The following is a 19,537-nucleotide window of genomic DNA, read 5'->3' on the forward strand; positions in this document are numbered from 1 at the left end:
CTGCGCCATGCAGGCTTCACAGCACCAGCATGGCCCGAAAGTCGTTCACATTGGTATGTGTGGGCCCGGTGATGACCAGATCGCCCAGGGGTTCAAAGAAGCCATAAGCGTCGTTGCGCTGCTGGTGCTCGTCCACCTTGTGGCCCAGCGCCAGGGCGCGGGCCAGCGTGTCGGGGCTCACTTGCGCCCCGGCGTTGTCCTCGATGCCGTCGATGCCGTCGGTGTCGGCGGCCAAGGCCCACACGCCCGCTTGGCCTTGCAGCGCTTGCGCCAAACCCATGCAAAACTCGCCCGCACGCCCCCCGCGCCCCTTGGGCACACCAGCGGCTTGGGGCTTGATCGTCACGGTGGTTTCGCCACCGCTCAAAATCACACAGGGCTTGGTGAAGGGCCCAAGACCCTTGGCCGCCGCACGGGCCAGCGCCGCGTGTACTTTGCCCACCTCGCGCGATTCGCCTTCGATTTCGTCGCTCAGGATGTAAGCATTGAGCCCCATGGCACGAGCAGCGGCAGCTGCGGCCTCCAGGGACTGCTGGGGCGTGGCGATCATGTGCACGCTGTGCCCCGCAAACACGGGCGAGCCGGGCTTGGGCGTTTCCCAAACACCCGACTGCAAAGCCTGCAGCACCGAGTCGGGCACCGTGATGGCGTAGCGTTGCAAGATGGCCAGCGCGTCAGCGCAGCTGCTGGCATCGGGCACGGTGGGGCCGCTGGCGATGATGGACGGGTCATCACCCGGCACGTCGCTGATGGTGAGCGTGACCACCCGCGCCGGGCTGCATGCCGCCGCCAGCCGCCCGCCTTTGATGCGCGAGAGGTGTTTGCGCAGGCAGTTCATCTCGGAAATATTGGCCCCGCTGGCCAGCAACTGGCGGTTGATGTCTTGCTTGAGCTGCAAATCGATGCCGTCGGCAGGCAAGGTCAGCAGCGACGAACCGCCGCCCGAGATCAGGCACAGCACCAAATCATCGGCCGTCAAGCCTTTCGTCAATTCCAAAATGCGCTCGGCCGCTTGCAAACCCGCTGCATCGGGCACGGGGTGGGCGGCCTCAACCACCTCGATGCGCGAGGGCAATCCCGCCGGGCGCGGTGGCGTGTGGCCATAACGCGTGACCACCAGGCCCGACAGTGGCGCGTCAGCTGGCCACAGGGCCTCGACCGCCTGCGCCATCGCGCCCCCGGCTTTGCCAGCGCCGAGCACCAGGGTGCGGCCCTTCGCCGGATCTGGCGGGGTGGGCAAATGGGCGGCGGTGTTGTGCAGGGGCAAGGCGCGTTGCACGGCCACATCGTAGAGGTGGCGCAGCGCGGTTTGAGGATCGGTCATGTTCAGACAGTCTCGGGCAAAAGAACAGGCGCAAAGGATAAAGGCATTTCAGCCCATAACCCTTCAAGGTCAAAAGGGTGCACCAGCCCTGAGGCCAGTGCACCCTTTGGTGGGTTGGATGTGCGCTTCAATCCGCGTAAACGCCCGCCGACTTGATCACAGGCGCCCATTTGGCCACTTCGGCCAGCACAAAGGCTTTGTGACCTGCTGGGTCGTTGCGGGCATCGTTGATGACAGACGCACCACCAGCATCTTGCTTGCGGATGAAGTCCGGATCTTTGACCGCCACTTTCAGTGCGTCATTGAGTTTTTTCAGCACCGGGGCGGGTGTGCCCTTGGGTGCATACAAGCCCTGCCAGATCGTGACGCTGAAATCCTTAAGCCCGGCTTCCTGCATGGTGGGGTTGTCCTTGAGCACCGGCGAGCTCAAACGCGTGGGCGTGGTCACGGCGAAAGACTTGACCTTTTTGCCCTCGATCTGCGGGATCGTGGTCGTGGTCTGGTCGCACATCAGGTCCACCTGGCCGCCGATCAGGTCGGTCATGGCGGGGGCCGTGCCTTTGTAGGGCACCGAGGTCATGTCCACCTTGAGGGTGGACTGGAACAACATGCCGCACAGGTGCGAGGCAGAGCCGGGGCCTGCGTTGGCGATGTTGATCTTGCCCTTGTTGCCCTGAATCCAGGTGACCAACTCACCCATGGTGTTGACGGGCAAACTGGGGCGACCGATCAGGTTCATCGGGTTTTCGCTGACCAAACCGATGTACTCAAAGTCTTTTTCCACGTTGTAGGGCAATTTGCGGAAAAAAGTGGGCAAGGTCGCTTGTGCAATGTGTGTGAACAAGAGTGTGTAGCCGTCAGCTGACGCCTTGGCCACTTTGTTCGCCCCGATCGAGCCCGAAGCACCGGCCGAGTTGTCGATCACGATGCTGTGCCCGCCCATGGCCTTGCTCATGGCCTGGGCAAGGTCCCGTGCGGCTTTGTCGGTCGGCCCGCCTGCGGCATAAGGCAGCACGAAGGTGATGGGTTTATTGGCCGAGGGGTAGTCTTGAGCGAACGCATTGGCAGACAAGAGCAAAGCACAAGCGAAGGACACCGGCAGAAATGGGGAGCGCATGTTCAAACCTTTCAAAGATTAAGGGGATCAAAATTCAGTCATCAGGAAAAGGACAAACTGCATCCAGCCCTGCATCATGACTTCAAGCGAGGGCTTTGCATACCGCCTGGGTGACATCGGCCGTCAGGGCTTTCCCGCCCAGGTCGCCGGTGTGCAGCGCAGGATTGGCCGTCACGCTTTCGATGACCGCCATCAGGCGCTGGGCGGCGGCCGGCTCGCCAATGTGCTCAAGCAGCATGACCACCGACCAGAAAGTGCCCACCGGGTTGGCCAAGCCCTTGCCCATGATGTCAAAGGCCGAGCCGTGGATGGGCTCGAACATGCTGGGGTAACGGCGCTCGGGGTCGATGTTGCCCGTGGGCGCAATGCCCAAACTGCCCGCCAAGGCGGCTGCCAGATCGCTCAGGATGTCGGCATGCAAATTGGTGGCGACCAAGGTGTCCAGCGTGGCCGGGCGGTTGACCATGCGGGCGGTGGCGGCGTCGACCAGCTCTTTGTCCCACTTCACATCGGGAAACTCTTTGGAGACCTGCACAGCGATCTCGTCCCACATGACCATGGCGTGGCGCTGGGCATTGCTCTTGGTCACCACCGTGAGCAGCTTGCGCGGGCGCGACTGCGCCAACTTGAAGGCGTAGCGCAAGATGCGTTCCACGCCTGCGCGGGTCATGATGGACACGTCGGTGGCCGCCTCGATCGGGTGGCCTTGGTGCACACGGCCGCCCACGCCCGAGTATTCGCCCTCGGAGTTTTCACGCACGATGACCCAGTCCAGGTCTTTGGGCGTGCAGCGCTTGAGCGGTGCATCGATGCCAGGCAAGATGCGTGTGGGGCGCACGTTGGCGTATTGGTCAAAGCCCTGGCAAATTTTCAGGCGCAGGCCCCACAGCGTGATGTGGTCCGGGATGTCCGGGTCACCGGCCGAGCCAAACAAAATCGCGTCTTTGCCACGCAAGGCGTCCAGGCCATCGGCCGGCATCATCACGCCGTGCTCGCGGTAGTAGTCGCCGCCCCAGCCAAAGTTTTCAAACTCGAAAGCGAAGGTGCCACAGGCGTTCGCCAAGGCCTGCATGACCTGTTGGCCTGCGGGGATGACTTCTTTGCCAATGCCGTCTCCGGGGATGGTGGCGATGCGGTAGGTTTTCATGTGAATGCGGGATGGATGTTGAACGGTGCAGACATTCTGGAGCCTGATCAGATCAACAAACACCCTAAAATTCAATCCATTATTAACCTGTTATCAACAATGGAACCACGCCTGCAAGCGGCCGATCTCGGCTTTTTTTCTGCACTGGCCATGGCGGGCAGCCTGAGCGCCGCCGCGCGTGAGCTGCGCATCACCACCGCCGCCGTCAGCAAACGCTTGACGCACATGGAGTCGCGCCTGGGTGTTCCCCTGGTCAACCGCACCACCCGCCGCATGAGCCTGACGGTGGAAGGCGAAACCATGCTGCGCCACGCCCGCAGCATCCTGGCCGAGATGGCCGATCTGGAACAGCAGTTGGGTGCCAGCCGCTCCACGCCCAGCGGCCTGCTGCGCATCAACGCCACGCTGGGCTTTGGGCGCAGCCACATCGGCCCACTGATCAGCCGCTTCGTGCGGCAATACCCGCAAGTCGATGCACAGCTGCAGCTGTCGGTTGACCCGCCCTCGCTGACCGACGACGCCTTTGATGTGTGCATCCGCTTTGGCCCGCCGCCCGACACCCGCGTCATTGCACGCAAGATCGCCGACAACCAACGCTTGCTGTGTGCCTCGCCCGCCTACCTCCATGCACATGGCGAGCCCAAAACTCCGGCTGACCTGGCCCGGCACAACTTCATCAGCATCCGCCAAGGGGGCGAAGCCTATGGCGTGGTCAAACTCACACGCGGCAAACAAGGCCCCACCGAGACCATCAAGACACGCGGCAACCTGACCACCAACGACGGCAGCATCGCGGTGCAATGGGCGCTGGATGGTCACGGCCTCTTGCTGCGGGCCGAATGGGACATCCGCCAGCACTTGGCCACTGGCCAGCTGGTGCAAGTGCTGCCGCAGCACCACACGCCCGATGCCGACATTTATGCGGTCTACCCTGCTCAGCACAAGTCGGCGGCGCGGGTGCGGGCGTTTGTGGACTTTGTGGACGAGGCGTTCAGGCCCGCCAGGCCTTGAGCAAGGCAATGATTTCTATCTAAAAACATGTGATTGTTGTGGGCTCAATCAACGCATGCTTTTTTTCTGGTCGCTTTTTTGCAGGTCGCTTCACTCAAGTCGGGTACTGGTTCAATGGGACCACCATGGCAGGCATTGTTTGAGGGATTGAATTCGCCCGGTTTGTTCATTCAGGCGATAACCTGTTTGTTGGCTCAGCTGTTGCTGCCATTGCGGACTTTGCAAGACTTGACGCATGGCGATCACGGCCGGGTTGTCCAAGGCCGATTTCAGGCACACAAGCCAGTAGTTCTCTTGGGTCAGGGGCACAAAATCCAGTTTTTGAGCTTGTGCAGCGGATGCAATGCCCAGCCCCAAATCAGCGTGGCCCGAGGCGATGCGTGTGGCCACTGCAGAGTGTGAGGGCTCCTCGTTGTCGTAGCCAGTGGGCAGGCTTGCAGGCTTGTGGGTTTGCAGCCATTGGTCCAAAAGCAGACGGGTGCCGGTGCCCAGTGTCCGGTTGACCAAGCGCAGGTCTGCCCGCGTCAGGTCGTGCCAACCCGAGATGTTCTTGGGGTTGCCTGGGGCCACCATCCAGCCTTGCTCACGGGTGGCAAATCCGATCAGTTTGTGGTGCCCGGTTTTCAGCAAAGGCTTGTATGTGCGGGCCGTCAAGGTGCTGGCATCGGGTTGCAAAGGGGCATGAAACCCTGCGACGGTGCAGCGGCCTTCGTTCAAAGCGCGGATCGCATCCACGCTGCCACAAAAGCGCATGTCCAAATGCAGGGATTGCCGGGCACTGTGTTCCCTGAGTTTGACCAGCGCATCGTCGTGGCTGGCATAGACCGTCAACAAATGGCTGCCAGGGTCAAAGGCCACGGCAAAGGTTTTTTCCAGTTCGGCTTGCAAAGCGCTGATCTGGGGGACCAGCCTGGCTTGGGCTTGGCGTTCGGCCCACAGCAGCTTGTCGGCAAATTCCGACAGGCGGGCGGCTTGGCCTTTTTCCCAAAGAATCAAAGGCTGGCCGAGCACTTGTTCCCAGCGCTTGAGTTCGCCCCAGACATGGCGATAGGACAAATCCAAAACGCGGGCAGCGCCCGCAATGGAGCCGGTTGCCCGCACAGCTTGCAGCATGTCCATCAAAGGATTGCGCAGGGGGCTGATTTGGTCACGCTGCTGCGCCTGCGCTTGATGCGGGGTCCAGCTGTAAGAGAGGTTGATGTGTTGCACGGGCAGGAGTGTGCCTCATTGCGAACGGTGACAGTCCATCGCATGCCCGGGATGTATGCAACGCATTTCATAGCGGATATCCCTGAGCCAAAAATGAGCTTTCGTCCCTTAGGATGAATGCGCAAACAAGAACACCTTGTCAGGCCATTTCCAGACGGTTGTGCTGCGGCTCGCCTACCTGCGGTCCTGCTTTGCGGGTCGTGCGCGAATCGGTTGAAGATCGGCCTGAAACTGGATGCGCGCCAAGGACTTAGATCCTCGGGATCTGGGGTGTTTGTGCGTTGAAATGAAAAGTGAAACCCTCAAAAAGGAGACAGGAATGCAGGTTCAACTCAAGGTCAACGGCAAGGCCGTTGCGGTGGAGGCAGCGCCCCATACTTTGCTGGTGCAAGCATTGCGCGAGCATCTCAAACTCACGGGCACACATGTGGGCTGCGACACGGCCCAATGTGGTGCCTGTACCGTTCTCATGAATGGCCGGGCCGTCAAGTCCTGCAACATGCTGTTGGCGCAAGCTGCTGGCTCCGAGGTCGAAACCATCGAAGGCCTTGCGGCGGCAGATGGGACCATGCACCCCATGCAAGCAGCCTTCAAGGAGTGCCATGGATTGCAATGCGGTTTTTGCACCCCAGGCATGGTCATGAGTGCACTGGATTTGTGCAAACGTCAACCGAATGCGGGTGAACACGAAGTCCGTGAGGCGCTGGAAGGCAATATTTGCCGCTGCACCGGTTATCAAAACATTGTCAAGTCCGTGCTGCAGGGTGCAGCGGCCATGAAATCTTAAGGAGATCGAACATGGGTGCTTCCGATTTCGCCAACCTGCCCCACATTGGGGAATCCCTCCGCCGCAAGGAGGACTACCGTTTCCTGACCGGCGCGGGCCAGTACACCGACGACATCGTGCTGGCCAATATGGCCCAGTGCTACTTTGTCCGTTCGCCCCACGCACACGCCAAAATCCGCAGCATCGATAAATCGGCGGCTCTGGCAGCGCCGGGTGTCATCGGTATTTTGGATGGCCAGGACGTGGCCGCTGACAAGATCAATGGTTTGCCTTGCGGCTGGTTGATCACCAGCACCAACGGCGAACCCATGAAAGAGCCGCCACACCCCATTTTGGCCTTCGAAAAAGTGCGTTATGTGGGCGACCACGTCGCCATGGTCGTGGCCGAAACTTACGAACAAGCCCGCAATGCCGCCGAATTGGTGGTGGTGGATTACGAACCCTTGGCTGCGGTGGTGGATGTGCGTGATGCGCAAGCCCCGGGCGCACCTGTGATCCACGACATTGCCTCCAACAACCAGTGCTACAAATGGGCCATTGGTGACAAGGCGGCCGTCGATGCCACATTTGCCAATGCTGCGCATGTGACCAAGCTTGACTTGGTCAACAACCGTTTGGCCCCCAACCCCATGGAGCCGCGTGCGGCCATCGGGCACTACAACCGGGCCGGTGACGATTACACCCTGTATGTCTCCAACCAGAACCCGCACGTCGAGCGATTGCTTTTGACGGCATTTGTGATGGGCCTGCCCGAACACAAAGTTCGTGTGATTGCGCCCGATGTGGGCGGCGGCTTTGGTGCCAAGATTTATCTGTATGCAGAAGATGTGTGCCTGACTTGGGCCTCCAAAAAGCTCAACCGCCCCATCAAGTGGAACTGCGACCGTTCTGAAGCGTTCCTGTCTGACGCCCATGGCCGTGACCACGTCAGCCATGCAGAGTTGGCCATGGACAAGGATGGCAAGTTCTTGGGTTTCCGCGTCCACACCGATGCCAACCTGGGCGCGTACCTGTCGACGTTCTCAACGGCCGTTCCGACCATCCTTTACGCCACATTGCTGGCCGGTCAGTACAAAACGCCACAGGTCTATGTGGAGGTCGACGCATGGTTCACCAACACAGCGCCCGTGGATGCCTACCGAGGCGCAGGTCGACCCGAGGCGACCTACTTGCTTGAGCGCATCGTGTCTCGCGCGGCTTGGGAAATGGGTCTGTCTCAAGACGAAATTCGCCGTCGCAATTTCATCACCGAGTTCCCTTACCAGACACCGGTTGCCTTGCAGTACGACACCGGTGACTTCCACGCCTGCCTGAAACAAGCCAATGAATTGGCCGATGTGGCGGGTCTTGAGCAACGCAAGGCGCAATCCAAAGCCAAAGGCTTGTTGCGTGGTTTGGGTTATTCCAGCTACATCGAGGCTTGCGGCCTGGCCCCTTCCAATGTGGCAGGTGCTCTGGGTGCGCGTGCAGGCTTGTTTGAGTGCGGTGAAGTGCGTGTGCATCCCACTGGCAGCGTGACCGTTTTCACCGGTTCGCACAGCCACGGCCAAGGCCACGAAACCACGTTTGCACAGGTGGTGGCCGCTCGCTTGGGCCTCTCGCCCGAGCAAGTGGACATCGTGCACGGAGACACGGGCCGGGTGCCCTTTGGCATGGGCACTTATGGTTCGCGCTCCATCTCGGTGGGCGGTGCAGCCATCATGCGGGCGTTGGACAAAATTGAGGCCAAAGCCAAGAAAATTGCGGCTCACCTGATGGAAGCCAGCGATGCCGATGTGGACTTTGCCGGTGGTGAATTCAAGGTCAAGGGCACGGACAAAATGGTCACTTTTGGCCAAGTGGCCCTGACCGCCTATGTGCCCCACAACTACCCGCTGGACAAGTTGGAGCCCGGTCTCAATGAAACAGCCTTCTATGACCCGACCAACTTCACCTTCCCGGCCGGCACCTACATTTGCGAGGTCGAAGTCGATCCGGCCACAGGCCAAGTTCATGTGGACAGGTTCACTGCGGTGGATGACTTTGGCACCATCATCAACCCGATGATTGTGGAAGGCCAGGTCCACGGTGGCTTGGTTCAGGGCATCGGTCAAGCGCTGCTGGAGCACTGCGTGTACGACCGCGAAACCGGGCAACTGGTCACAGGTTCGTTCATGGACTACGCCATGCCCCGCGCCGACGATTTCCCTTCCTTCACGATTGGCCATGTGTGCACGCCTTGCACCACAAACCCTTTGGGCACCAAAGGTTGCGGTGAAGCTGGTGCCATCGGCTCGCCGCCTGCGGTGATGAACGCTGTGCTCGACGCCTTGGCCCCCCTGGGCGTGAAAGACCTGGACATGCCCGCCAGCCCGAACCGGGTATGGACCGCCATTCAACAAGCCAAAGCCTGAGGAACCACAACATGTACGCATTCGCATACGAACGTCCCGCCGCATTGGCAGACGCACTGGCCAAAATCTCTGCCGGAGGTCAAGCTCTGGCAGGGGGCCAAACCTTGATCGCCTCCCTGAAGCAGCGCCTGGCCCAGCCCGGCAGTTTGGTTGACTTGGCAGGTGTCGGTGAACTGAGCGGGATCAAAAAAGAAGGCAACACCTTGGTCATTGGTGCCATGACACGCCATGAGTTTGTGGCCGACAGCGCCGAAGTGAAATCCTCCATCCCTGGATTGGCCGCACTGGCGGGCCAAATTGGTGACCGTCAGGTTCGTGCCATGGGAACCATGGGCGGATCGGTGGCCAACAACGACCCCGCAGCTTGCTACCCCAGCGCCGTTTTGGCATTGGGCGCCACAGTGCAAACGAACAAGCGAAAAATCGCGGCTGACGATTTCTTTCAGGGCATGTACACCACGGCGCTGGAAGAAGGTGAATTGATCACCGCGATTCATTTCCCTGTGCCCCAAAAGGCGGCCTATGCCAAGTTCCGCCAAGCAGCTTCGCGCTTTGCGCTGGTGGGCGTGTTTGTCGCACAAACCGATCAAGGCGTTCGCGTGGCCATCACCGGTGCGGGCAATGGCGTGTTTCGCCATGCTGGCTTGGAAGCGGCCTTGTCGAAAAGCTTCACGGCCGAGGCTGTCGAAGGTGTGTCGATTGATGCGAATGAACTCAATGGCGACTTGCATGCCAGCGCTGCGTTCCGTGCCCAATTGATCAAGGTGCAAACACAGCGGGCGGTGCAACAAGCCAATGCGTGAAACCATTCACGATTTTGTGAGCATCGATGCATTGACCCACGCCCTGGAGGGTGTGGGTTATCACGCGCCTCGTCGTCTGGCGACATCGGTCTTTTTGGCCATGAAGCTCAAAAGGCCTTTGTTGCTCGAAGGCGAACCCGGTGTTGGCAAAACAGAATTGGCCAAAGCACTGGCCAAGGTGTTGGGGCGGCCCATGCTGCGCCTGCAGTGTTACGACGGCATGGAGCAGCGCGAAGCCTTGTACGAGTGGAACCATACAGCGCAGCTGCTGCACATGCGTGCGGCGCAAGCCACCCACACCGTGGCCGAAATCGAGCAAGAGGTCTATCAAGAGCGCTACCTGATTCGTCGGCCTTTGTTGCAGGCCTTGCAAGCGCCAGCTCCGGGTGCCGTTTTGCTGATCGATGAGGTCGACCGTGCCGATGAACCGTTTGAGGCCTTCTTGCTGGAATACCTTGGCGAATACCAAGTGAGCATTCCAGAGCTGGGCACGATCAAGGCCCAAGTGGCACCGATCACCATCCTCACCAGCAACCGCACGCGCGACCTGAACGATGCCGTGAAACGGCGTTGTCTTTACCAGTGGTTGGATTACCCTGAGCGTGAACGGGAACTGGCCATTGTGCAAAGTCAAGTGCCTGAGGCCGCACCGATGTTGACCGAAGCCGTCACACAATTTGTGTCTCGGCTGCGTGCGATGCCATTTGCCAATGCATTCCAGCGCTCCCCGGGCATCGCCGAGAGTGTGGAATGGGCCAAGGCACTGGTGGCACTGGACACGCTGGAGCTTGACCCGGAAGTGATCCAGGACACGGCCGGTATCTTGTTCAAGCAGCGTGAGGATGTGGCAGCTTTGATCCCCATGATCGACGAGCTTTTGCGACCTGAGCCGCAGTCGGCTTGATGCCATGAAACTGGGTGACGCCCGAAGTGGCAAACTGCCTCAGAACATCGTGGGCTTGGGTCGGGCCTTGCGGCGAGCGGGTGTGCCCATTGACAGCCAAGGCATGGCGCTGGCCATTGAAGCGGCCAGCATCGTGGGTCTTGAACGAAAAGACGATCTGCACGCAGCACTTGGCACGGTTTTGATCCATCGTCAGCAGGACATGGAGGTCTTTGACCAGTTGTTTTCGGCCTTGTTCAGAAACCCCGAACTGGCCCAGCAACTGTTGGCACAAATGTTGCCCAAGGTGCGTCAAGGCCAGCCCCCATCACGCAAAGCCAGGGTGCAAGAAGCCTTGGCTGCCACCCCCAAAAAAGAAGGCGGCCCACGCCAAGAAAGTGAAATCCAACTGGATGCGGCCATGACCGCCAGTGACCGCCATCGACTGAAGCATGCCGATTTCGCGACACTGAACGCCAGCGAGTTCCGCCTGATTGAACGCTTGGTTCGCGACGTTCCCTTGTCTTTGGCACCGGTGCCCGGTCGCCGCACACGCGCTGGCACACGCGGCCAACGCCCACATTGGCCTGCCGCCATGCAGCAAGCAGGTCGCTCAGAGGGGGAATTGTTGTGGCTGCCTCAACGGGCGCGTCGCCCGCAGGTTTTGCCCTTGCTGGTGCTGGTCGACATTTCGGGATCGATGGAACGCTATGCCCGATTGCTTTTGGCCTTCTTGCACCAGGCCACCCGGGCTCACCCGCGCTCTGTTTTTGCCTTTGGCACTGACCTGTCGGACCTGCGTCCTGCTTTCAAGCACAAAGACACCGATCGCATGCTGGAGGAGGCCAACACACGGATCTCTGATTTCGCCGGTGGCACCCGCTTGGGCGCGTCCTTGACCACTTTGCGCGAGCGTCATGCGCGGTGTCTGGTCGGGCGCAGAACCATGGTGCTGCTCATCAGCGATGGCTTGGACACAGGCGCACCTGAACAATTGCAGTCTGAAGTGCAGTGGCTCAAAAGGCATTGCCGCCAACTGTTTTGGCTCAATCCCCTCTTGCGCTTTGATGGCTACGCGCCGCTGGCCAGCGGTGCTCAAGTCTTGCATCAACACGCAGATGGCATGCTGGCTGTTCACAATCTCAGCAAACTTGAGGCTCTGATGAATTTCAAGTGGGTTGCCCAGCATGAGGATTGATAGCGTGGAAGTCGAGTCTCCCGGCGATCAAGAAGATGACAGTCTTGATCGTTGTGATTCGCGTAAACCCACGCGCACGACGCTTGGATGCCTGGAACAAACCGTTGATGGCTTCGAGGAATCCGTTGGTCTGGCGTGTCTGCGCCCAGGCCACGATGCCTTCCATATGAGCGCGGATCATCTTGGCAACGTCCTTCATCGGTTCGACCTTGGAGCGCATCACGCATGTGCACCAGTGATCCAGCATGGTTCGCACAACGTTGATCTGCTTTCGATCAAGGATCTCACGCAACTGCTCTTTGTAGGACCACGCCCTGGCCGTGCGTTTGACGGTCATCTTGGCCATCAACGCATCCAGTTCAGCTGCCGCCTCCGGTTTGAGCTTGGCTGTGTCTTTGAGCAAAGTCCAGCGCATGCCCTTGAGAGACTTGTCGGTCTTSTGCTCGATCCGGCGCATCTTGTCCACTGCAGTGCTTGCGTGACCGATGATGTGAAACTTGTCAAACGTGATCCGGGCGTTGGGCAAATGCTGGGTAACCCCCGAGATGAAGGCGGGCGACATGTCGATGCTGGTCTGGATGATGTTTTCGCACGGGCAGCCATGGTCTTCCAGGTAGGACGCCAGTTCCTTGATGGTTTTAGCATCGCGCCCTTCGGTTACAAACAACACGCGCCTGGCAACGGCATCAGCGGCCAGCGTGACGTAGCTGTGTCCCCTGGCACGCGAAGTCTCATCAATCGCCAGTGCCGTGACATCCGAGTGATCTGCCAAGCCACAGGCCATCTCAACATACTTTTCGCACACGGCCAGAACCTTGTGCGGCGACTCCCCGACAAGACGCGAGACGGCGGCAAATGGCATCTGGCCAGACAGCATCAGAATGAAGGCTTCAAACAGCAAGGTGAAGCCATTAAGTCGCCCGGCAAAATCAGGCTCGACCAACCGCACCGAACCGTTGGGAAGTTTCACGCGAGGCGTGCGAACTTGCAGATGGCACTCGTGTTGAAAGAAGTTCAGGTGCCGATACGTCTTGGCCACCGTGTCGTGCACACCATGCAGCCCATCGTGACCCGAGACTGCAAAGCGACTGCCGACTTTGAAGTCAATCAATATCGTCAAGGTCTTGGCACCTTCGTCGAACTCAACCGAGGCAACGCACCACGGGTCAGTGATGCCCAGGGCAGATTCAAACAGCTTGGCAGTCATCAATTCACGCTCAAAAGTTGATCAATATGGCAGAAGCTTACCCACTCAAATTTCAAGAGAACCCCTTTTAAGGATGGTTCTGTTGGCAACCTCACGGTGTCTCCAGTTCTCCCGAAAATTCAAGGTGAGATCAAGGTCAATGTTCTTGAAATTTCCGTTAAAGCTCCGCCGGATGCAAACAAATGAAGTCCTATTTTTTCAAGAATCCTGATTTGACCGATTCAGAAACCTCGTTGGCGTTCAAAGCCCGGCGGCGGTTGATCCGTTTAGCGCTGGTGATGTTATTTGTATGCTTTGTTTTGGAGATCAGAGATGACGCGACTAGGATATTTCCGAAGGGCTATGAATTTTTTAATTTTGCTGTTGCGTATGTATCGGCGTTGTTAGTCATTTACACCTATCGATGTCCTCGGTGCGGTGATCCACCAAAGAGCAGTCAGGCAGGGACATCGGGTGTATTGCTGTTCCCAAGAAAGTGCAGCAAGTGCGGTGCTCCATTGATGTCTGATCACAAATGGGCGCAGGACTGATGTGATGCGGATCATCGCGGGGCGCAACGTGATGGAGATCAACGCCAAGAACATCAACAACTTGGGCGGAACGTTTGAGGCCCTAAGCAAGCTCGACGTCAATGCAGGGCGTGACCTGAACGTGGTCACCACCACCCAGAGCACCACCACCAACACAGGTGCCAACACCTTGAGCAACACCGGCATCGACCGCGTGGCGGGGCTCTACGTCAAGGGCCAGGCCGGGGCCTTGGTGGCCAGCGCCGGGCGAGACCTGAACCTGACGGCGGCGGCCGTGAGCAATGCAGGCACGGGCGAGACCAAACTCAGCACAGGCAACAACCTGAACCTGAGCAACGTGACCACCGGCAGCAGCCAAAGCCTCAACTGGGACGCCAACAACCACCTGCGCCAATGCAACAGCCAAGACGTGGGCAGCCAGATCAACGCCGAAGGCAAGCTGAGCCTGACAGCGGGCAAGGTCAACATCAGCGCAGGCGAGGCCAGCGAAACCTTTGACGAAGCGCGCAAGAGCACCAACAAAGGCGTGCTGTCGAGCACGACCACCACCACCCAAATCAAGAGCGCCAGCACCACCGCCCTGGGCTCCAGCTTTGAAGGCAACAGCGTGAGCATCACCGCAGGGCAAGACCTCACCGTCAAAGGCTCCAACGTGCTGGCCGACCAGAACGTTCAGCTCAATGCCGGTGGCAACGTGAACATTGAAGCTGCGCAAAACACGCAAAATCAAAGCAGTTTCAGCCAAACCACCAAGTCCGGTCTCTTGAGCGGAGGCGGCCTGAGCGTGACCCTTGGCAAGCAAATGCAAAGCGTGGACAGCCAAGGCCAAAGCACCACGGCAGCAGGCAGCACCGTGGGCAGCACGGGCGGTAACGTGAGCATCACTGCAGGCAAGACCTACACGCAAACAGGCAGTGATGTGATCACGCCAGGACTGAACAGCCCCTCCGGTAGCGGCAACATCGACATCACTGCGAAGACAGTGGACATCCAAGAAGCCAGAGAAACCGGCAGCCAAAGCACCGAACAAAAGTTCAAGCAAAGCGGCCTGACGGTGGCCATCACCAGCCCGGTGATCAGCGCCCTGCAAACGGCCAACAACGAGTTGCAAGCGGCAGGCAACACCAGCAGCGGCCGCATGCAAGCCCTGGCCGGGGCCAACGCGGCCATGAACTTCAAACAAGCGGCAGACGCTATCAAGGCTGGCCAGGGCGACGCCAATGGCATGGTGAAGAACGCAGACGGCAAGATGGTCGAAGGCAATGCCGCAGACAAAGCAGGCGGCATTGGCATCAGTGCCAGCAGCAGCCAGTCCAAACAACAAAGCAGCGCCGACAGCGCCAAGGGCAGCAAGGTGAATGCAGGCGGCAACGTGACCATCACGGCCACAGGCGCGGGCCAAGACAGCGACATCACCGTGCAAGGCAGCAAGGTCCAAGCCGGTAAAACCGTCACCCTCAAAGCCGACGACCAAGTGAACTTGCTGGCCGCGCAAAACACCACCAGCGAGAGCAGCAGCAACCAAAGCAAGAGCGGCAGCATTGGCTTAGCCATGCAGCTGGGCGCAGGCGGTGGCGGTGGCGGCTTCACGGCCAGTGCCAGCAAAGCCACAGGCCAAGGCGCGGGCAACGGCGTCACTTACACCAACAGCCAGGTGGCGGGCAACAGCGTCAACATTGAATCAGGCGGTGACACCAACCTCAAAGGCGCAGTGGTCAAGGGTGAGCAAGTCAGGGCTGATGTGGGGGGCAACCTCAACATAGAAAGCCTGCAAGACAAGAGCCAATACAAAGAAAGCAGCAAGAGCGCAGGCGGCTCCATCATGGTGGGCGCAGGTGTCAGCGGCAGCGTGAACCTGGCCAAGAGCAGCATCAACAGCGACTACCTGAGCGTGGGCGAGCAGTCAGCCATCCGCGCAGGCGACGGCGGCTTCCAAGTCAACGTGCAGGACAAAACCACCCTCACGGGCGGGCAGATCACGAGCACGCAAGCGGCCATCGACAACAACAAAAACAGCTACGAAGCCAAGCAAGGCACCACCACCACCGACTTGCAAAACAGTGCCAGCTACAGCGCCAACAGCGTGAGTGTGGGCATAGGCGCAGGAGCACAACCCGGCAAGAGCGCCAGTGCGGGCATGAGCGGTGTGGGTGTGGGCAGCGACAAGGGCAGTGCCAGCTCAACGACCACGGCGGGCATCAGCGGCGAGGCGGGCAACACTGCCGCACGCACCGGAGACAAGAGCACCAGCATTGCGCCGATCTTCAACAAAGATCAGGTTCAAAAGGAAGTGGCCGCACAAGTGGCGATCACCAGTGAGTTTGGCAAGCAGGCGAGCAAGGCGGTGGGGGACTATGCGGGCAACCAGCTCAAAGACCTGAGCCGCAAGGCCAACGCCGAAACCGACCCCGGCAAGAAAGCGGCCTTGCAAGCCGAAGCGGCCAAGTGGGAAGAAGGCGGCGCCTATCGCGTGGCGATGCACACCGCCGTTGGTGGTCTGACGGGTGGCCTTGCAGGAGCTGCAGGGGCAGGAGCCGCCAGCGCCGCAGCGCCCACGATTGACCAACTGCAAGGCCAACTCAAAACCGCGATCAAAAATGCAGGCTTGGGCGACAGTGCGGCGAACGTCATCTCCAGCCTGGCCGGTGGCACCACAGCTGCAGCGATTGGTGCAGCGGCCAGTGGGGGCACGACAGCCGGGGCGGCCACGGCGTTCAATTCGGACATGAACAATCGGCAGTTGCATCCGAGTGAGAAGCAACGTATCAAAGACTTGGCTAAAGGCGATCCACAAAAAGAAGCACGACTGACCGCAGCAGCCTGTGCGCTTGTGCAGTGCTATGCCGAGTATCCGGAAGGCAGTGCGACTTACTACGCGCTCAAAGCTATGGCGACAGCGGGCAGCAGTGATGCCATGGCCGCAGAGCGACAGCAGTTGCAGGCGCAGCAAGGCATGTTCAACTACAGCACACAAGGTGTGCTCAGTGACAAAAACATCGACGCCGCCAAACAACTGAACAACACCTATCAGATCACCACGCGAGCAGCAGGCGCGGGACAAGCCGTATTGGGTGGCTTAGGCGTGGCAGCCAGCGCAGTAACTGCGCCTGCCAGTTGTGCCACGGGCATTGGTTGTGTGGCCAATGCGGCGGCAGTCACATTCAGTGCCGACGCGGCATTGACTGGGGCTAAACAGCTGTTGTCGGGTCAGCCTGAAAACACAGCACTGAACAACACATTGCAGGCATTGGGCCTGAGTCCTGAAGCAGCAGGTTATGCCGAGGCAGCGCTGGGCATTGGTGCAGCAGCCAAAGCCGGGAGTGTGGTGAATGCAGCGACGGCATCGCAAGCGGGTAATAGCGCAGCAGCCAGATTGTCTTACGAGGACATCAGCAAGTTTGGTGCTAAAGGCATGAATGTCACGCCAGAGGTGATGCAAACGCCACAAGCTAGAGCGCTGATGGCTGAGTATCAGGCGGCGGGGGTTCCGGCAGAGGAAGCGATCCGCTATTCAAGGGGTGTGCTGCAAACGGGTGATTCTTTACCTGTTGTTCGGACCGTCTCGGGCAACGAAGAGTTGATCAAGGTGGTGCCGAAAAATGTTGCAGGCAGTGACGGTGTTGGTGCGTTTTCACCCTATTTCATGACCCGATCAGAGTACGACGCATTGAGCAAACTCAGTCCTACAGAAATTGGTCAGCGCCTGGGACTACCAGCAGAACAAAGCGTTCGAGGTGCGCAACTGGGGTTTGAGGCCTTCGCCATCACGCCAAAACCGGGCAGTGCTCCCAAGGTGTTTACCAGCACCGTCGCGCCTGTGGAACAAGGCGCATACACAGCGGTGGGTGGGGCACAACAAACCATCGTCCCCAACCGTTCGTTGTGGACGGAGCCAAAACCGATTGGTACGATTGGAGGTAACAAATGAGCTGGCCTGATATTGTTTTCTGCGAAGAAGACAAAAACCAATTCCAGAAGATTGCATTCGCGCTAGAGCGGCGGATTGCAGCCGATAGAAACAAGTTCAAAGACCTTGATAGATTTTCTCAGTACCCCCCCTTTGCTGACGCACTAAGGCTTGCCAAAGAAAAGCAAATCGATAAACCACTGGAGGTACCAAACATGAACTATTGGGATTTTGAAACCAATCTGCAGGAGTGGAGCCGTTTTGAAGGTACAGGACTATTGAGTAAGTTTCTGTTGGCAATTAATGGCTTTCCATACAACGTCATGGAAAATGACGGAGTGGTTGATGGCTCCTGACCGGTCAAACAAGTCGCAGCCCTTACAGGTTACCGCTTCCTTGTCAACAATCTTTTTGATGAATCGCCAACAAGCCGACAAGCGACGCCTGGGCTTGCCAGCAGAACGAAGCGTTCGTGGTGCGCAACTGGGGTTTGAGGGCTTCTCCATCACACCGAAAACCGGTACATCTCCCACAGTGTTTACAAGTATGGTTGCGCCATGAACCCCCAAACCCACCGCTTGATCTTTAACCAATCACGTGGCTGCATGATGGCTGTTGCAGAAAACGTCCGCAGCAGTGGTGGTGGATGTTCAGGGACTCGGCGTGTGCGCAGGCCAGCAGGTGTGCCAGTGCCGCACATGCTGCAAAGCCTGCACCTGAACCCCGGCGACACCCAAAAGCGCTTGGGCGACGGCTTCTATGAACAAAAGCTCATCCGCGAACAAGTGGCACTGCTCACCGGGCAACGGTTTTTGGGCAACTACGCCAGCGACGAACAAGAGTACATGGCCCTCATGAACAGCGGCCTGACCTACGCCCAGCAATGGAACCTGCGCCCCGGCATTGCCCTGAGCAATGCGCAAATGGCCCAGCTGACCAGCGACATGGTCTGGCTGGTCAGCCAAGACGTCACCCGTATGCAAGCGCTGGCTGGGGTCAACGCGGCATTCAACCTCAAGCAAGGCGCAGACGCGATAGCTGCAGGCCAAGCCAAAGAAGGCGGCAATGCCGCAGACAAAGCAGGCGGCATTGGCATCAGTGCCAGCAGCAGCCAGTCCAAACAACAAAGCAGCGCCGACAGCGCCAAGGGCAGCAAGGTCAACGCAGGCGGCAACGTGACCATCACGGCCACAGGCGCTGGCAAAGACAGCGACATCACCGTGCAAGGCAGCAAGGTCCAAGCCGGTAAAACCGTCACCCTCAAAGCCGACGACCAAGTGAACTTGCTGGCCGCGCAAAACACCACCAGCGAGAGCAGCAGCAACCAAAGCAAGAGCGGCAGCATTGGCTTAGCCATGCAGCTGGGCGCAGGCGGTGGCGGTGGCGGCTTCACGGCCAGTGCCAGCAAAGCCACAGGCCAAGGCGCGGGCAACGGCGTCACTTACACCAACAGCCAGGTGGCGGGCAACACGGTCAACATTGAATCAGGCGGTGAAACCAACCTCAAAGGTGCAGTGGTCAAGGGTGAGCAAGTCAGGGCTGATGTGGGCGGCAACCTCAACATAGAAAGCCTGCAAGACAAGAGCCAATACAAAGAAAGCAGCAAGAGCGCAGGCGGCTCGGTCATGGTGGGCGCGGGCTACAGCGGCAGCGTGAATCTGGCCAAGAGCAGCATCAACAGCGACTACCTGAGCGTGGGCGAGCAAAGCGCCATCCGCGCAGGCGACGGCGGCTTCCAAGTCAACGTGCAAGGCAAGACCACCCTGACGGGCGGCCAAATCACCAGCACCCAAGCGGCCATCGACAACAACAAAAACAGCTACGAAGCCAAGCAAGGCACCACCACCACCGACCTCAACAACAGTGCCAGCTACAGCGCCAACAGCGTGAGTGTGGGCATAGGCGCAGGCACCCTGCCCGGCAAGAGCGCCAGTGCGGGCATGAGCGGCGTGGGTGTGGGCAGTGACAAGGGCTCAGCCCAAAGCACGACCACGGCGGGCATCAGTGGCGTGGCGGGGAAA

The 19,537-nt window shown here is 59.2% G+C and carries 15 protein-coding genes; 10 read left to right on the plus strand and 5 right to left on the minus strand.

Annotated elements, in window-relative coordinates:
- Positions 1–16: 16 nt before the first annotated feature.
- From AMM33_RS04705 to AMM33_RS04715, 3 genes are all read right to left on the minus strand, one after another.
- Complete coding sequence (locus AMM33_RS04705) at positions 17–1,324, minus strand: glycerate kinase type-2 family protein (protein WP_090139239.1); 1,308 nt, start codon at positions 1,322–1,324, stop codon at positions 17–19.
- A gap of 127 nt (positions 1,325–1,451) precedes the next feature.
- A complete protein-coding gene (locus AMM33_RS04710) occupies positions 1,452–2,441 on the minus strand; it encodes a Bug family tripartite tricarboxylate transporter substrate binding protein (RefSeq protein ID WP_090139249.1) in 990 nt (329 codons plus the stop codon).
- Positions 2,442–2,523: 82 nt separating this feature from the next.
- The gene (locus tag AMM33_RS04715; RefSeq protein ID WP_090139240.1) at positions 2,524–3,588 is read right to left on the minus strand and encodes a tartrate dehydrogenase; all 1,065 of its coding nucleotides are present in this window, start codon (positions 3,586–3,588) and stop codon (positions 2,524–2,526) included.
- Between the two features lie 99 nt (positions 3,589–3,687).
- On the opposite strand from AMM33_RS04715, the gene AMM33_RS04720 reads away from it, so the two are divergent.
- A complete protein-coding gene (locus AMM33_RS04720; RefSeq protein ID WP_090139250.1) occupies positions 3,688–4,599 on the plus strand; it encodes a LysR family transcriptional regulator in 912 nt (303 codons plus the stop codon).
- A gap of 111 nt (positions 4,600–4,710) precedes the next feature.
- On the opposite strand, the gene AMM33_RS04725 is transcribed toward AMM33_RS04720, so the two are convergent.
- A complete protein-coding gene (locus AMM33_RS04725; RefSeq protein WP_369802404.1) occupies positions 4,711–5,808 on the minus strand; it encodes a substrate-binding domain-containing protein in 1,098 nt (365 codons plus the stop codon).
- A 319-nt stretch (positions 5,809–6,127) separates the two neighbouring features.
- Here AMM33_RS04725 and AMM33_RS04730 point away from each other — a divergent pair, with 319 nt between their 5' ends.
- The 5 genes from AMM33_RS04730 to AMM33_RS04750 are packed head-to-tail and all read left to right on the plus strand — an operon-like array spanning position 6,128 to position 11,872.
- Positions 6,128–6,595, plus strand: a complete 468-nt coding sequence (locus tag AMM33_RS04730; RefSeq protein WP_089959120.1) for a (2Fe-2S)-binding protein — start codon at positions 6,128–6,130, stop codon at positions 6,593–6,595.
- A gap of 11 nt (positions 6,596–6,606) precedes the next feature.
- Positions 6,607–8,988, plus strand: coding sequence for a xanthine dehydrogenase family protein molybdopterin-binding subunit (locus tag AMM33_RS04735; protein WP_090139241.1), 2,382 nt, complete (start codon positions 6,607–6,609; stop codon positions 8,986–8,988).
- 11 nt (positions 8,989–8,999) lie between these two features.
- Positions 9,000–9,791, plus strand: a complete 792-nt coding sequence (locus tag AMM33_RS04740) for an FAD binding domain-containing protein (RefSeq protein ID WP_090139242.1) — start codon at positions 9,000–9,002, stop codon at positions 9,789–9,791.
- Complete coding sequence (locus AMM33_RS04745) at positions 9,784–10,695, plus strand: AAA family ATPase (RefSeq protein WP_089958794.1); 912 nt, start codon at positions 9,784–9,786, stop codon at positions 10,693–10,695. The genes AMM33_RS04740 and AMM33_RS04745 overlap by 8 nt, the downstream gene beginning before the upstream one ends.
- A 4-nt stretch (positions 10,696–10,699) precedes the next feature.
- Positions 10,700–11,872, plus strand: a complete 1,173-nt coding sequence (locus AMM33_RS04750) for a vWA domain-containing protein (RefSeq protein ID WP_090139243.1) — start codon at positions 10,700–10,702, stop codon at positions 11,870–11,872.
- On the opposite strand, the gene AMM33_RS04755 is transcribed toward AMM33_RS04750, so the two are convergent.
- A complete protein-coding gene (locus tag AMM33_RS04755; RefSeq protein WP_090139244.1) occupies positions 11,844–13,079 on the minus strand; it encodes an ISL3 family transposase in 1,236 nt (411 codons plus the stop codon). The two genes, AMM33_RS04750 and AMM33_RS04755, sit on opposite strands and share 29 nt — an antisense overlap.
- 212 nt (positions 13,080–13,291) lie before the next feature.
- On the opposite strand from AMM33_RS04755, the gene AMM33_RS21770 reads away from it, so the two are divergent.
- From AMM33_RS21770 to AMM33_RS04775, 4 genes are all read left to right on the plus strand, one after another.
- Positions 13,292–13,609 carry a hypothetical protein gene (locus tag AMM33_RS21770; protein ID WP_228767964.1) on the plus strand — a complete coding sequence of 106 codons (318 nt, stop codon included), beginning with the start codon at positions 13,292–13,294 and terminating at the stop codon, positions 13,607–13,609.
- Between the two features lie 4 nt (positions 13,610–13,613).
- A complete protein-coding gene (locus tag AMM33_RS04760) occupies positions 13,614–17,537 on the plus strand; it encodes a hemagglutinin repeat-containing protein (RefSeq protein ID WP_090139245.1) in 3,924 nt (1,307 codons plus the stop codon).
- Complete coding sequence (locus AMM33_RS04765) at positions 17,534–17,872, plus strand: hypothetical protein (RefSeq protein WP_090139246.1); 339 nt, start codon at positions 17,534–17,536, stop codon at positions 17,870–17,872. Before AMM33_RS04760 ends, AMM33_RS04765 begins: the two co-directional genes overlap by 4 nt.
- Before the next feature lie 201 nt (positions 17,873–18,073).
- The coding region (locus AMM33_RS04775) for a hemagglutinin repeat-containing protein (protein ID WP_194945245.1) at positions 18,074–19,537 on the plus strand (1,464 nt) is incomplete at its 3' end.

The organism is Limnohabitans sp. DM1 (genome assembly GCF_001269385.1).
In the GTDB taxonomy this organism is placed as follows: Bacteria; Pseudomonadota; Gammaproteobacteria; order Burkholderiales; family Burkholderiaceae_C; genus Limnohabitans_A.

Excerpts from the sequence above, each read along its gene's own strand:
- AMM33_RS04705 (WP_090139239.1), bottom strand. The coding sequence starts at position 1,324 with ATGACCGATCCTCAAACCGCGCTGCGCCACCTCTACGATGTGGCCGTG.
- AMM33_RS04710 (WP_090139249.1), bottom strand. The coding sequence starts at position 2,441 with ATGCGCTCCCCATTTCTGCCGGTGTCCTTCGCTTGTGCTTTGCTCTTG.
- AMM33_RS04715 (WP_090139240.1), bottom strand. The coding sequence starts at position 3,588 with ATGAAAACCTACCGCATCGCCACCATCCCCGGAGACGGCATTGGCAAA.
- AMM33_RS04720 (WP_090139250.1), top strand. The coding sequence starts at position 3,688 with ATGGAACCACGCCTGCAAGCGGCCGATCTCGGCTTTTTTTCTGCACTG.
- AMM33_RS04730 (WP_089959120.1), top strand. The coding sequence starts at position 6,128 with ATGCAGGTTCAACTCAAGGTCAACGGCAAGGCCGTTGCGGTGGAGGCA.
- AMM33_RS04735 (WP_090139241.1), top strand. The coding sequence starts at position 6,607 with ATGGGTGCTTCCGATTTCGCCAACCTGCCCCACATTGGGGAATCCCTC.
- AMM33_RS04740 (WP_090139242.1), top strand. The coding sequence starts at position 9,000 with ATGTACGCATTCGCATACGAACGTCCCGCCGCATTGGCAGACGCACTG.
- AMM33_RS04745 (WP_089958794.1), top strand. The coding sequence starts at position 9,784 with ATGCGTGAAACCATTCACGATTTTGTGAGCATCGATGCATTGACCCAC.
- AMM33_RS04750 (WP_090139243.1), top strand. The coding sequence starts at position 10,700 with ATGAAACTGGGTGACGCCCGAAGTGGCAAACTGCCTCAGAACATCGTG.
- AMM33_RS04760 (WP_090139245.1), top strand. The coding sequence starts at position 13,614 with ATGCGGATCATCGCGGGGCGCAACGTGATGGAGATCAACGCCAAGAAC.
- AMM33_RS04765 (WP_090139246.1), top strand. The coding sequence starts at position 17,534 with ATGAGCTGGCCTGATATTGTTTTCTGCGAAGAAGACAAAAACCAATTC.